The 14,256-nt window shown below is 69.3% G+C and carries 6 protein-coding genes; 1 reads left to right on the top strand and 5 read right to left on the bottom strand.

Annotated features, from left to right (window positions below):
* Positions 1-68: 68 nt before the first annotated feature.
* Entirely contained in the window at positions 69-3,284 is a 3,216-nt protein-coding gene (locus tag AC1DS6_RS01460; protein ID WP_477101789.1) for a bifunctional diguanylate cyclase/phosphodiesterase, read from the bottom strand.
* A 286-nt stretch (positions 3,285-3,570) separates the two neighbouring features.
* On the opposite strand from AC1DS6_RS01460, the gene AC1DS6_RS01455 reads away from it, so the two are divergent.
* Complete coding sequence (locus tag AC1DS6_RS01455; RefSeq protein WP_441637494.1) at positions 3,571-5,535, top strand: sensor domain-containing diguanylate cyclase; 1,965 nt, start codon at positions 3,571-3,573, stop codon at positions 5,533-5,535.
* Between the two features lie 227 nt (positions 5,536-5,762).
* On the opposite strand, the gene AC1DS6_RS01450 is transcribed toward AC1DS6_RS01455, so the two are convergent.
* The 4 genes from AC1DS6_RS01450 to bcsB all read right to left on the bottom strand — a co-directional run bounded on the left by AC1DS6_RS01450 (position 5,763) and on the right by bcsB (position 14,152).
* Positions 5,763-6,098 (bottom strand): hypothetical protein, encoded by a 336-nt coding sequence (locus tag AC1DS6_RS01450; RefSeq protein WP_035859003.1) that lies wholly within the window; start codon positions 6,096-6,098, stop codon positions 5,763-5,765.
* Between the two features lie 91 nt (positions 6,099-6,189).
* Positions 6,190-10,674: a cellulose biosynthesis protein BcsC gene (locus AC1DS6_RS01445; protein WP_477101788.1), complete on the bottom strand. Its 4,485-nt coding sequence runs from the start codon at positions 10,672-10,674 to the stop codon at positions 6,190-6,192.
* Positions 10,647-11,873: a cellulose synthase complex periplasmic endoglucanase BcsZ gene (gene bcsZ / locus AC1DS6_RS01440; RefSeq protein WP_477101872.1), complete on the bottom strand. Its 1,227-nt coding sequence runs from the start codon at positions 11,871-11,873 to the stop codon at positions 10,647-10,649. The genes AC1DS6_RS01445 and bcsZ overlap by 28 nt, the downstream gene beginning before the upstream one ends.
* 11 nt (positions 11,874-11,884) lie before the next feature.
* Positions 11,885-14,152, bottom strand: coding sequence for a cellulose biosynthesis cyclic di-GMP-binding regulatory protein BcsB (gene bcsB / locus AC1DS6_RS01435; RefSeq protein ID WP_477101871.1), 2,268 nt, complete (start codon positions 14,150-14,152; stop codon positions 11,885-11,887).
* Between the last annotated feature and the right edge of the window lie 104 nt (positions 14,153-14,256).

Genomic DNA, 14,256 nt, shown 5'->3' with positions numbered 1-14,256 from the left:
GAAACCGGATGCCAGGCGTGTGGCAGCCGGGCAAAGAATCCCGATAAGGGTATTGGCGGATTTTGGGGTCAGTGGCCTGTCGGCACAGCTTGCACCTTGGCGTGCATCGTCGCTTTCCCACCCGCCGCGCAGATCTCCATCAGGCCGGCGAGCGGCACCGGCTGCCAGAACAGGTAGCCCTGTACCGCGTCGCAGCCCCGGTCGCGCAGGAAGGCGAACTGCGCCGGCGACTCCACGCCTTCGGCCACCACCTGCAGATTCAGCTGGTGCCCGAGGGTGATGATGGCGGACGCCACCGCCTGGTGATGTTCATCATGGGCCACGTCGTCGACAAAGGATTTGTCGATCTTGAGCTTGTCGATCGGCAGCCGCGTGAGGTAGTTCAGGCCCGAATAGCCGGTGCCGAAATCATCGATCGACAAGCCCACGCCGAGCGCGCGCACGCGCTCGAAGGTATCGATGGTCTTGCTGCCACCCTCGATCAGGATGCCCTCGGTGACCTCGATGGTCAGGCTCGCGGCCGGCAGGCCGGCCGCCGCCAGGCATTGCGTGACCATGGCGGGAAACCCGGCCTGCCGCAGTTGCAGCGGCGAGATATTCACCGCCACCTCCAGGTCCAGCCCGAGGCTGGTGCGCAACTGCTGGATCTCGCGGCAGGCCGTGGCCAGGATCCATTCGCCCAGCGGCATGATCAGGCCGCTCTCTTCGGCGATGGGGATGAACTCGGCCGGCGGGATCACGCCGCGCTCGGGCGTGTCCCAATGAATCAGCGCCTCCACGCCGAGGATGCGCAAGCTGGCGGCATCGACGATGGGCTGGTAGCGCAGCCTGAAGGCTTGCGCGGCCAGCGCGCGCCGCAGCAGCCCCTCGATGGTGAAACGCGCCATCGACGCCTCCGCCATTTCGCTGGAGAAGCGGCTGAGTTGCGCGCCACCGCCACGCTTGGCTGCGTACATGGCGGCATCGGCGTTCTTGAGGAGGTCTGCAAGGTTGTCGCCGTCATCCGGACAGATCACCATGCCGATCGAAGGCGTCACACGCAGCCGCTGGTTGCCCAGTTGCAGGTCTTCCGACAAGCGCGCCAGGATCTTGGCGGCGACCAGCTCGGCCTCGCTGTCCTGGCTCACCGGGTCGAGCACCACCACGAACTCGTCGCCGCCCATGCGCGCGACGAGGTCGGCGTGGCGCACGGCGGCCTTGAGGCGGTCGGCGACGATGCGCAGGACCTCGTCGCCGATGTGGTGGCCGAGCGATTCGTTGATGCGCTTGAACTGGTCGAGATCGAGCAGCAGGAGCGCGATGCGCTCCCCCTTGCGCAATGCGCGCTGCAGCACCAGCTCCGTGCGTGCATGGAGCTGGGCACGGTTGGGCAAACCCGTGAGGGCGTCGTGATGCGCCAGGTGCCGGATATATTCGTCGGCACGCTTGCGCTCCGTCAGGTCATGCGCGATAGCGAGATAACCGCCGGCGTTCAGCCCCGCGATGACAGCGCCGCCGGCTACGGCAGCCGCCGGCGTATCGTCCGAGGCGCCTGGGGCGCGCGCCTCGGGCAGGGCGCTCAGCGTCAGCTGCACCGGCAAGCGCGAGCCGCCCTTGCGGACATAGGTCCACTCTTGTTCATCGGCCAGCCCAAGGCGCGCCTTGCCGACCACGGCAGGCAAGCCTGCGGCGACCGGCTCGCCCAGCTCGTTCGTCAGCGCGGCAGCGCGCACCGCGACCTCCCGGGGGTCGAGAAGATCGAGAAAGCGCATGTGCCCGGCCACCTCGCCGGCCTGGTACCACAGCATGCGCTGGGCGGCGCGGTTGATGCCCGTCACCAGGCCGTCGCGGTCGAAGGTAATGACGCTAAGCGCCGTGTGGTCAAGCACGCGTGCGCTGCGCTCGGCCTGCTCGGCGGCAGCCAGTTCGGCGCGGCGGATGGCGCTCAGGTCGGTCACCACCCACATCACGCGGCCGGGACCGGCGGCGGGCACTGACGTCACCGCTACGCGCACGGGAAAGACCGTGCCATCGGCCTTGCGGGCGCGGGTCTCGCGCCGCCCGTCCGGCGCGGGCAGCATGGCGGCGTCAGGGAGCAAGGTGGCAATGGGCGTACCGGCGAACTGGTCCGCCGCCTTGCCGAACAATGTCGTGGCAGCGGCACTGGCGATCTGGACCTGGCCATCGGCATCGCACACCAGGAAGGCATCGGTGGCACTGGCCAGGCCCGCGCGCTGCAATGCGGCGTCCGCCTGCCGGCCCTGACGGGCCCGCGCCGCGAGCCGCCACGCCCTGTCCCGCTGCCGGGCCAGCACCAGGACCAGCCACGCCGCCATCAGCGTCGCCGCCAGGCCGCCCGCCAGCGTCAGCCGGGAGCGCCGCGGGCGATGCGCCGTCTCGAAGGCTGGCAGGGGGGCGGCACGCAGGGTCCAGATCCGGCCGCCGAATGTCAATTCGCGCTCTGCCTGCTGCTCCGGCGCCGGCGCGGCCGCCGCCACGGGCTCCGCGTCGCCGGCCAGCAGCGCGCCGGGCCGGGTGTCGCGCCCGTCATAGAGCGTCAGCGACAAGGTGCCGGCGGCGGGCAAGCCGACGCTGCGCAACAAATCCTCCAGGCGCAAGGACGTATAGACGTAGCCGGTCACGGCCAGCTGGCGCTGGACCGGCGTGTTCAGCGGCAAGCCGCTGCCGTACACCGGCAGGTAGAGCACCGCGCCGCGTTGCGGCGTCTGCGTTTCGTTCTCGTGCACGAGTTCCACGCCGGTGGTCAGGCGCACCTCGCCGCTGTTGCGGGCAGCCTCGGCGGCGGCCCGGCGCACGGGGTCCGAGAGGATGTCGAAGCCAAGCGCCCGCGTGTTGCGCCCGGCGAAGGGCTCGACATAGACAACCGGCGCGTACACGTCGCGCGGGCCCAGCGGGTAGACCTCGAAGCCTGGCTGGCCCTGGTGACGTATCGTCTCGACCAGCCAGTCGAGCTCCCTGGGAGGGGTCAGGCGCGCATAGCCGATCGATTGCGTGCCGGGCGGCAGCTCGTCCAGTTGCGTGGTGTACAGGTAGTTGCGCCATTGCTCGCGCGTGGCGACGGGATCGGCGGCGAACAGCCCCGCGGTCCCGCGCAGCAATTGCTCGTTCTCCTGCAGGCGCCGTTGCAAGGCCGTAAAGACTGGCGAGAACAACGCATCGAAATCGTCGCGCACTACCCGGTCCTCCAGCGTGCGCATGCCGTACCAGGCGCCGCCCGTGGCCAGGGCGCCGGTAGCGGCAACCAGCAGGGATAGCAAGACGGGCGAAAGTGAGGGCAGTTTCATGAACAGGGGGAGCGGATGGGAGCCCTCGACGGCCTCACCCTGCCGTCGCACGGCTTCGAGCCACTATACCGTGACGTCAACGGCTCGCCCACCCCCGGCATCCCGGAGTAACGTGCGGCGCCACACGCACTCGCGCGGCACGCCCCGCGCGCCCATCCGGACTCGCGCGGGGCAGGCGCTTGTGGTAGGGTTGGCGGGCCCGCAAGCCTGCCGGAGCCCGACTCCGGCAGCTACGCGGGCCGGCCGGCCAGAAGGCACGCGCCATTCCCCGACACCGCCGGCTCGCATGCCCCAAGTTTCGCTTTCCCTGAAGGCGCGTCTCGCGCTGATTTCCACGGCGTTCGCCGCCGTACTTGGTACCGGCATCGTGCTGGCTTCGCTCTATTATGCGCACGACGACCTGCGCGCCGCGTTGCAGGACCAGCAGGACTCCATCGTCAAGCTCGCCTCGAACCAGCTCGACACCGCGATGGAAGACCGCATCACCCTGCTATCCCACGTGGCCCCGCAGCTCGCCGGGGAGCTCGGGCGCCCCGGCAACGAGCTGCGCCGCCTGCTGGAACGGCGGATTCCCGTTCCGGGCACCTTCAATTCGTTCATGGTGGCCGATGCCCAGGGCCGCATCCTGGCCCACGACGGCGTGCCAGTGAACGTCGGCGACCGCGACTATTTCCGCGAGGCCGCGCGTACCCTGGAGCCGGTGATCACGCCGCCCATCCGCGCCCGCATCAATGGCGCGACCGGGGTGCTGGTGGCCGTGCCGATCGTCTCCCCGCAAGGTGAATTCGTCGGCCTGCTGGGGGGCTGGCTCGACCTGTCGAGCGCCAACTTCCTGGTGGAAATCACGCACAACCGGCTTGGCACCACCGGCTTCTATTGCCTGGTATCGGCCGGGCGCATGCCGGTCTACGTGCGGCACCCGGATCCGGGCATGACAGCGCAACCGGCACGCGCGCTGGGCGACACCTGTGGCGTCTATGATCGCAGCAGCGCTATCGAGTTTCTCTCGCCTTTCAGGCCGCTGATTTCCCGCTACCTGATGGAGAGCACGGGATGGGAGCTGGTGGCGGTGCTGCCCGCGCGCGAGGCCTTCGCCCCGCTGCATGCCATGCAGGCGCGCTTCCTCGGGCTGGCCTTGCTGGCGCTGGCGGTGGTGGCGCTACTGATCTGGCTGACCCTGCGGCACCTGCTGGCGCCGCTCACGCGCCTGCACCAGGTGGTACGCGACAGCGCCCGTGACCTTGCCGCCTACGAACGGCTGCCGGCACTGCAGAACGACGAGATCGGCGATCTCGCGCGCGCCTTCGGGCAGTTGATGCAAGACGTGCGCGAGCGGCGCGAACAGCTCGACCTGAGCGAGCGCCAGCTGCGCGCGGTCACCGATACCCTGCCCGCGCTGCTGGCCTTTGTCGGGCCCGACGAACGCTATGTCTTCAACAACCTGGCCTATGAGCGGACCTTTGGCATTCCGGTGCAAACGCTGCGCGGCATGACCGTGCGCGAGGTGATCGGCGAAACCCGCTATGCGCGCGTCCGGCCGTTCCTGCAAAATGCCTTGTCCGGTACCTCGGTAACGTTCGAGGTGGAGGAAAGCGATCCCGAGTACCGCTGCATGGAAACCAATTTCCGCCCCGAATGGAGCGCCGACCGCAGCCAGGTGATGGGCGTGCACGTGCATGTGCAGGACGTGACCCAGCGCAAGCTGGAGACCATGCGGCTATCGCGCATCTCCCGGCTGGATCACCTGACCCAATTGCTCAATCGCGGCGCCTTCGAGTCGCTGTTGCAGGCGGCCATGGCGCGCAGCCGTGAAGATGGCCGGCTGATGGCGCTGCTTTACCTGGACATGGACCGCTTCAAGGCCGTCAATGATTTCCACGGCCATATCACCGGCGACCTGCTGTTGCAGGCCTTCGGGCGGCGGCTGCTGCGCTGCGTCCGCGAACGCGACACCGTGGCACGCCTGGGCGGAGACGAGTTCGCCGTGGTGCTGGAGGATATCGGCGCTGCCGCCAACGCGCGGCGCATCGCCCAGGCCATCGTGCATTCGGTTGGCCGGCGGTTCTTTATCGACGGCGTGTTCGCGGATGTCGACGTGAGTATCGGGGTGGCGCTCTATCAGGGGGCGCCGATGCCGGACCAGGAGCTGATGCGGCAGGCCGATACGCTGCTCTATCGTGCCAAGGCCGCGGGGCGCGGGCGGTTCGAGATGGGGCCGGATGCGCTATTGGGGGAAGGGGACGAGGACTGAGGCCAGGGCCGCGGCACGGCTTGCACAGCGTCGCGAAGCACGGCATCACCCCGATTCCCGAAACGCCGGACACGGACGGCGATGACTTGCCCCGCCTCCCGCGGCGCTTCGGAAAACGGATGTCGGCGATGGTCCGCGTGGGCGCCCGCACCCGGGCGCGGCAGGTCAATGCAAGCGCCTTTACTTTGCCGCCGCTTCCCTTTACTTGCCTTGCGGCGGCGCTGCGCCTACTCCTTCCCCTCGTTGAATGGCACGTGCTTGCCGTCCCGCGACTGATACCCAAGCTTGGTATCCGCCCCCATCATCCTCTCCCACGCCACCATCGCATCGGCCACGGCATTGGGCTCGCCCTTGAACACGAGTACATCGTTCCCGCAATTGGGACACTGCCCGCCAAACACCGCATCGATGCCACGCAGGTTAGGCGCATCGATCGCATCGAAGGTGCTGAACGCCGTCTTGCACGAGCCGCACACCAGTTGCGCGGGCCGCAGGCCCTCAAGCCGTGTGCGTGCCTGCTCGGCACGCTCTGCCTGGCTGCCCCGTCGTTTTGCTTCACCCATGATGAACTTCCTTCCACAGCCTGTTTGCTGCGCTCTCACTTGATTGATGGATCGTCGCGCGCCCGGCTCCTCCGTATGGTCCCGTGCCCATTCAAAACGGCACCGGGCCAATCGCCGATTGCGGCGCTACCGGCGGGAACGCGATCTGGCCGGTCTGGCGTTGCAGCGAATAGCGCACGTAGACGCCGGCATACCACTGGCTGTAGTCACGCGCGTTGTCGAGCCCGACCAGGCCACCCACAAACAGCTGCTGGGCCGCCTGGTACTCCACCGAGCCAACCAGATTGTAGGCCACGCCGGTCTTGGACTGGCCCGGATATACCGCCTTGGTCGAGCTGGTCAGGCCGGCCTTGAAGGCCGTCGCCGCCGCGGCATTGGCGGCCGACTGGGCGCCGGCATCGGTCGGGAAATAGTTCGAATCATCCTCGCGGAAGGCCTGCATGCCGAGCCCGCCGCGCACATTGTAGGCCAGCCGCCCGCTGCGGCCCGCCAGCGAGAGCGGCACCGTCACGGCGAAGTACGTCTGCGGGCTGAAATAACCGCCCTGCCCAAACGTGAAGTAGCGCAGGTTGTCCGAGTAGCCCATCGAGGTGAAGTTGACGCCGCTCATCAGCCGCTGCTCGGCGTTGTCGATCAAGCGCAGGTAGAAGCCACCGCCCCCTTCCCAGCGGTTGTTGCGCATGACGTTGTGCCCGGTCAGCACGCCGTAGCCGCCATAGCCGTAGAGGCCGAAGAGGCCATCGTCCCAACCAAGGTCGACGCGGCCGCCGCTGTTCATCACGCCACCCCACTGCAGGCCGACGCGATCGTCGCTGACGCCCGCGTAGGACAGCAGGCTGTCCGTCACGGGCCGGCGCGACGCGCCCAGCGACAGCGTGGTGCGCTGCGTCACCGGCAGGTTGAGGCGAGCGCCGGCGTTAACGTCGGTATAGCGGAAGCCCAGTGGCGTGCTGCCGATATCGGCCTTGAAATTGTCCGACTCGTAGGCCACACCGAGCGCCACCCCAAAAGCGTTCTGCGAGCCTGGCGAAGTGGACTGCAACGGCGTGCCATTCAGGTTGACCGGCGCCCCTCCCACCGGGAAGGCCAGCGGACCGCCGCCAAATCGCGAGGCGCTGTTGTAGTCGCCGCCCACCGAGCCGGCGTCGAGCGCGACCGGCGTCACCCGTGCCACCAGCTTGCCATTGCCGGCGGCCATCTTGGCTTCTGCCACCACCTGCATTTCGGTGAGCTGGCTCATGCCAGAGTCGCCGTTGCGTCCACGCAGCGTGGGGCCGCCAGCAAAGGTGCTGCTGCGCTGCGCCTCGATCTCGCGCAGTTCTTCTTGCGCGGTCTTGGGCCCCACCGGATTCGCCTGCGAGTCGGCATCGGCCAGCCAGGGCGCGCGAGACTGCGCGCCGATCGGCTGGCGCGCTGGCGCGGCGGGCACGGGTGCCGCCGCGTAGCCGCCGGCCGGCGCCGCGTATTGCGCCCCTGGATACTGGGGAGCCGCCGCAGCCTGCGGGGCCGGATACGGTACGCCGGGCTGCTGGGCGGCCTGCGCGTTGCCCGGATAGGCCGGATAGGCCGGATAGGCCGGGGCCGGGTAAGCGGCATAGCCTTGATTGGGCTGCGTGGCCTGGTTAGCCGCCTTGGTGCCGCCGCGCGTGCTCTTGCCACGCGTGCCGGCGGTGCTGGAGGGGGCCTGCGCCGGGGCGGGCGCCTGCTGCGGATAGTAGGCTTGCGGCTGCTGGATCACGGGAGCCATCGGCTGCCCGCCGGCGGACACCGGCGCCGGGATATAGGGCTGCGAGGGCTGCCCGCCTGCATTCATCATCACCGGCGCCGGGATCATCGCGGGCTGGGGCGCCGCCACGGCACGGCTGGGGCCTGGCACAACCGGATAGGGCGCTTGCGAGCCGGGCGGCGGCAACTGCGAGCTATCGCGCTGGCCGGGCAATCCGACAAACGGGTTGGACGGCACGCGGTCAAAGCCCGCGCCACCCGGGCGTGCGGAGCCGCTCGAAGTGCCCAGCGCGTTCTCGGCGGCCACCGCCGCGCGGAAATAGTCCGCCGCGCGCGAGGTCTTGCCCTCGGCGCGGTAGAGCCGCCCGGCGGCGGTCAGCACCTTGGGCGAGTTGGGCGCCTGCGCCAGCGCCATCTGCAGCGTGCCTTCGGCCCAGCTGTATTCCTTGGCGGCGGTGGCGGTGCCGATGGCCGCCAGCATCAGGTCGAGGTTGCGCGGATCCTTCTCCAGCACGCTCTCGTACAGCGTCAGTGCCTTCTTGTTCTCGCCGGCCTGGGCGTACATGCGCGCCAGGCTGGCACGCACGGCGCCGTTGCCCGGACGCTCGGACAGCGCCGGCGCCAGCATGTCGTAGGCGGCCACCAGGTCGCCGCTCTCGGTCAGCGCGTCGGCCTGCCGCACGATATAGGCCACGCGCAGGTCGTCGTAGTCGCGGCGCTGCGATGCGCTCATGCTGGCGTTGGCGAGCTGGCGCAGCACGCCGGCCAGTTCCACGTCCTGTTTGGTCTTGAGCAGGATGGCCGCGTACTGCAGTTGCATGCCGACATCCGGGCGCACCGTGCGGCTCATCACGTTGCGCATCAGCGACAGCGCGCGCGCCTCGTCGCCGGCATCGGCGTAGGCCAGCGCCAGCGCGCCAAGCTGGTCTGCGTCCTGCTGGGCGTAGCGCTCGGTCTGTTGCAGCACGCCAAGCGCGGCGGCTTGCTGGCCGGCGGCGGCGAGTCCGCTGGCGCGGTCGGCTTCGGCGTGCACCCACAGGCGACGCTGCAGGGTGCCCATGTCACGGGTGCGGTTCTGCGGGGGAATACGCTCCAGCGCGTCCAGCCCGCTTTGCCAGTCGCCGGTTTCGGCGGACAGCAGCGCGCTGGCGTACAGCGCGTCAGGCATATTGGGATTGGACAGCAGCAAGCCGTCCATGACGCTGCGCGCCTGCTCCTTCAAACCCATCGCGGCATAGGCGCGCGCCACGTCCAGCCGTACCCACGGGTTGGTGGGATCGGCCGCCATGGCATCTTCCAGCGCGCGGCGGGCGCCGGCGGTATCGCCGCGCTGCAGCGCGGCGCGCGCCTGGCCGCGCGCTTCTTCCGCGCGCAGCTTGCCCAGCGAGCCAACCTTGTCCTGCTGGGCCGGCGTCAGGTTCTGCACGATGGCGAGCGCTTCGGCGCTCTTGTTCTGCGCCGCCAGCACGCCGACCAGGCCGCGCGTGGCATCGGGATTGTCGGGCTGTTGCTTGAGCACCCGCCGGTAAGCCGCTTCGGCCTGGGCGTACTGGCCCTCCTCGGCCATCACGTCGGCCAGCGCCACCTGCGCCGAAGGCTCGCGCGGGTCGAGCCTGATCGCGCGCTCCAGCAGGCTGCGTGCCTCGACGCGATTGCCCGCGCTGCGCGCGGCGCTTGCCTGTTCGGACAGCAGCCAGTACGTGGCGCTGTTCTGCGCGCTGCGGTAGCGCCCGCCCGCGCCATGCTTGGCAGCCTGGTCGAGAAAGTCCACGGCCTCGGCGAACTTCTCCTGCTTGAGCCGCAGCACGCCCATGCCGCCGAGGGCATCGGCGTCGCCGGGGTGTTGGGCCAGCGCGGCCTGGAAGCGTTCGCCGGCGCGCTCGAGGTCGCCGGCATCCATCGCGTCGAAGCCCTGCTGCACGATCTGGCGCACCGGGTTGCTGGCGGCGCCGGCGACCTGCGTGGCCTGCTGCTGTTGCTGCTGACCCTTGATCGCATCGAGCTTGGCGCGGATGGTGGCATCGTCGGGATGGCTTGCCAGCCATGCCTGGTACATCGGCGCGTCGGCCGGGCGGCCGCCCAGCCAGGTCAGTGCCCGGCGCCAGCTCTCGCTGGCCGCGGCCGCTACGTCGCTGCTCTTCGAGAGCGCTTCAAGCTGGCGGATACCGTCGCGCCGGGTGGATTCGCGATAGGTCAGGTGTTGCGCCAGCGCGAGCTGGGCACGGTTGTCGGAAGGATTGGCGCGCGCCAGTTGCTCGAGGCCCTTGCGCGCCTCTTCCCAGCCTTGCGCGGTGCCGCCCAGCGTCTGGTAGTACTCCAGCGCCAGGTTGCCTTGCGGTACCGCGCCGCCCGCGGCCTGCTGGTAGCGCTTGACCGCTTCCTCGCTTTGGCCGCTGCGCGCCAGCTGGCGCGCCTGCTCGACCTGCCTGGTCTCGCCGCCGCTGCTGATCACCTGCGTCAGGCGCGCCACCAGCGGTGAGTTGGGCTGCGCCTTCTTCAGGCGCTCAAGGTAGGTGCGCGCACCGTCGGCGCGGCCCGCTTCGGTTTCGGCCACACCCATGCCGTACAGGGCTTCGGGCTGGTTCGGGTTAAGCCGCAGGATTTTCTGCCATGCTTCGGCGGCGCGATCGCTGCGCCCACGTTCCTGCCAGTACTTGCCCTGGTCCACCAGCAGCTTGACCGGGTCCTCCTGCGCGGTGGCTGCCGCGGCAAATACCGTCAGCAGGCTCAGCACCAGCGTCTTGGCGCGCAGGCCCCTGGCCCGCGCGGCGTCGCCGGAATTTGCCAGTCCGTGCGTCGCCCTGGATGCGGTCGCGCCTCCGGTCATGGCCGGGCGCTTGCGGTTCGACATGTCTTCTCCCACTCCAGCTCCAGTTGCCCCGAAGGCGCGAACCGGAAGCGGCCTTCGGCAAAGCCGAGGCCAAATAATCCCAATACGGTGTCGTAATACATGGCGGCGGGCTTGCCTTGCGCGGCATCGAGCATCGACTCGGCGCGCGTGCGTTGCACCGCTGCGGCCGGCGATCCCGCGGCCTGCAGGAAAGGCACCAGCGCGGCGGAGAAACCTGTCGGCCCTTCGCCTTCCAGCACGCCGCTGTCGGCGTGCATGCGCTCGGGCGGCGCGGCGCGCCCGGCCATGCGCTGCGCCTGCGGCGCCAGCGCCTTCATCAGCACGCGCCCGGCGGCGTCGCCGCGCGGCGTCATGCCGGCCCAGAGATAGACACGGATGGCATCGTAGCTGCTGACGTCGCCCTTGTCGGGGTCGGCAACAAAACCGCTGCCGGCATTGTCGCTGCGATAGGCCGACCAGTCCGGCACGATGCCCTGCCGGGCCACCGCCTCAACCAGCCTGCCAGTCTGCGTGGCCAGCGTGCCCCAGGGGCCGGCCGGCTCCGCGGCGGCCAGGCGGCGCAGCAGCGGGACGGGCAGGTAGCTGGCATTGAGGCGCCATTGGCGCGGGCCATCGGCCTTGCCTTGTGCGAAGCCCTGCGGCCCCGGCAACAGCATGGTGCCGAAGCCCGGCAGCGACACGACTTCGTGCTGCGCCGCCAGCTTGAGCAGCGCGCGCGCCGATTCGGCATAGCGCGGCTGGCGCCACAAGCGGGCAGCCTCGAGCAGGGCGAAGGCGAACCACAGGTCGGCGTCGGAGGCCGGATTGGCATCGATCACGCCCCACGAGCCGTCGGCGCGGTGGCCCCATTGCCAGGCGGGCAGCTTGTCCTGCAGGCTGCCCGCGCCCAGGTTGGCAATGCTCCACTGCCAGAGCCGGTCGAAGGTGGCGCGGTCGTTGGCCACCAGCGCGAACACCATGCCGTAGGACTGGCCCTCGGAGGTGCTTTGCTGCTCCTTGGTGGAAGGATCGACCACGCGCCCATCGGCCTGCACGAACCGCGACAGGAACTGCTGGTATAGCGGCCAGGCGCAGGCGGCGGGCGCGGCAGGCCTGGGCGTCGCCGCCCCTGCAAGCGCGGGCCAGCCGCCCAGTGCCGCCAGCGCGCCCAGCCCGGGCAGGCCAGCCAGCCAGCGGCGGCGCGGTTGATTCACGCGCAGTTGGTTCACGCTCACTTGTCTTCTCCCCGCTTGCGGCGGGCCGCGCGTGCCCGCAGCGACAGGAAGAGCAAGGCGGCCAGCAGCAGCGCGGACCCGCCGATCATCAGCACCATGGCCAGAGGCCGCTGCGAGAGCCACCACTGCACATAGGTCCAGGGCGGCAGCTTGCCCACGTAGTAGTTCTGCTGGGCCGCCAGGCTGTCGATCTCCTTGCCGCGCACCAGGGCCAGGCTGCCCTGCACGTTGGCGACCTGGTCGGGATCGAGCAGTACCTCCGTCATCGCCAGCAAGCCTTGCGGCGCGTTGCTGGTGACCGCGACCACGCTGCGCCCGGACGCCAGCGGCGACTCGAAGGCGCTGAGCGCGGCGTCGGTGCTGGCGCTGCTGATCGACATCCGTGCTTCCAGCGAACGGTTGCGCGTGCCGTCCGCGCCGTTCCACCAGCCTGCTACGGTCGAGACAATATCCGTCAGCGAGAAGCGCTTTTCATTGCCCCCCAGCGACACCGGCATGCGCTCGGCCCACTGCGTGAACAGCGGCTGGCTCTGCGTAGTGCCGATCACCAGCAGATCGCGCGCGGACTGCTTGTCGACCTGCGCCGCTACGCTCACGGCCACGCCGGTAGCGGGATAGCCGGTGGACTCACCCATGCGCCCCATCAGCGTGAGATAGGTCGAATAGTCCTCGGCGGCCGGATTGTCCGGCAGAATCACCGCGGTCTCGGACAGATCGGCCATCCGCGTGAACGGGAAGCCGCTGTTGCCGAACACCGCCAGGTCGGGCAGCGCGATAAAGTGCGGCAGTCCGGAGATGTTGAGGGTCGAATCCGGATCGATGGCGCCCTTGACGTTGTCGAGCAGCACGTCCTTGCAGGCACCCTGCTTGAGATAGTCGTAATAGAAGTGGAACTGCAACTGCGAGTGCGCGGGCAGCATGAACAGCGGCAGGTCGATGTGTTCGCTGACCGGCACCGAGCCATCCGGCAGCACCTTGGCCAGCAACTGGCTGGCGCGGCCATCCTGGTTCTTCACCGAGCGTAGCGGATAGGCACGCAGGAACTGGTTGCTGACGTTGATATTGAGCGTGGACTTATCCACCACCGGGCGCGGCGTATAGCGGTACTTCAGGTCGATCGGGATGCCCTTGGTGCGCCAGCCGAACAGGTCGGGCGGCAGGCGGAAATTCACGCGCACAAGGTCGGGGTTGTAGCCCGAGACGTTGAGGTCGCGCACTTCGGCGAGTTCGCCGAAACGCACCGGCCGGTCGCTGCGGATCCAGTTCGGCGCGTCGTAGGGCACGCGCGGCGCCACGTCTTCGAGCTTGTTGATGGTGGCACTCTGCCCCGACAGCGCGCGGGCGCCGAGCGTGAGCGCTCGCGCCGCGGTCTTCAGCTCGGCGCTGTCGCGCCCCATCACCAGCAGCAGCTTGGCGTTGGCATCGCCCGGATTGGGCACCACCGCGATCGACGGCCCGTTGATGGCGGGCACCTGCACGCCCGCTGGCTTTTCCTCGTTGGTAGCGAACACCACCGCATTGCCTTTGGCCGGCACCTGGTTCAGCGTGGCGGCAAACGATGCGCCGCGATAGCCGGCCAGCGCACCGAACCACGACGAGACGGTTCCCGCCGCTTCCAGCGTGGCCAGCGACGGCGCGCCGGCGAATACGAAGGGCAGCCTGAGGCGGCCGACGTCGCGGCGATCGAAGAACGGCAGCGGCAGCAGCGACAGCTCGTTGGCCAGTGCCAGCGGCGTCAGCGTGAGTTCCAGCACGCTGCTATTGCCGACGGTGGCCCACAGGCTGGAGTGGAAAGGATCCTCGCAGTCGGTGGTGTAGTGGCCGATCAGTTGCAGGTTGAGGCGGTTGAACTCGGAGATCAGCCGCGGATCGATCGGCACCTCGCGCTCCAGGCTGGTGCCAGCGGTCTCCTTGGGCACCGGTACGGTACCGGCGACCTCGCCGTTGACCATCACGTTGATATGCGACAGCGCCGGTATCAGCGCGGGCGAATAGGTGTATCGCAACTTGAGCCGGGCCGAGGTCACGATCTCGTCGGCGCGGACCGAGAACGGCACGCCATTGATGGCGTCCACGCCGCGCAACTGGAAAGGCGCGGTGGCGCCCAGTTGCTTGAGCGTGAGCTGGAGGGTGCGCGCGCCGCCGCGGGGCGCGCCCGTGGCGGCCTGCGCGGCGCTGGCGGCAGGCGCCTGCGCCGCTACGGCGTCACGTGTGGCATCGGGCACGCCGGCGCGCTGGGCGCCAGCCGGGTTGACCGTCAGCATGGCGAGCGCGAGCAGCGCACCCAGGCGGGTCAATGCTGGCAAGCGCGCGGGTGGCCTTGTGGACAAACGTGCGGGCAGGCGTGGTGTCTTGGTCAAACGCATTC

The organism is Cupriavidus sp. 05L310, assembly GCF_056398185.1.
The sequence above is the reverse complement of the archived record's forward strand: the minus strand, read 5'-3'. Positions and strand labels throughout refer to the sequence as shown.

Coding starts and splice junctions, on each gene's coding strand:
- bcsB (WP_477101871.1), bottom strand. CDS start 14,152: ATGCTGACGGTCAACCCGGCTGGCGCCCAGCGCGCCGGCGTGCCCGAT.
- AC1DS6_RS01450 (WP_035859003.1), bottom strand. CDS start 6,098: ATGGGTGAAGCAAAACGACGGGGCAGCCAGGCAGAGCGTGCCGAGCAG.
- AC1DS6_RS01455 (WP_441637494.1), top strand. CDS start 3,571: ATGCCCCAAGTTTCGCTTTCCCTGAAGGCGCGTCTCGCGCTGATTTCC.
- AC1DS6_RS01445 (WP_477101788.1), bottom strand. CDS start 10,674: ATGTCGAACCGCAAGCGCCCGGCCATGACCGGAGGCGCGACCGCATCC.
- AC1DS6_RS01460 (WP_477101789.1), bottom strand. CDS start 3,284: ATGAAACTGCCCTCACTTTCGCCCGTCTTGCTATCCCTGCTGGTTGCC.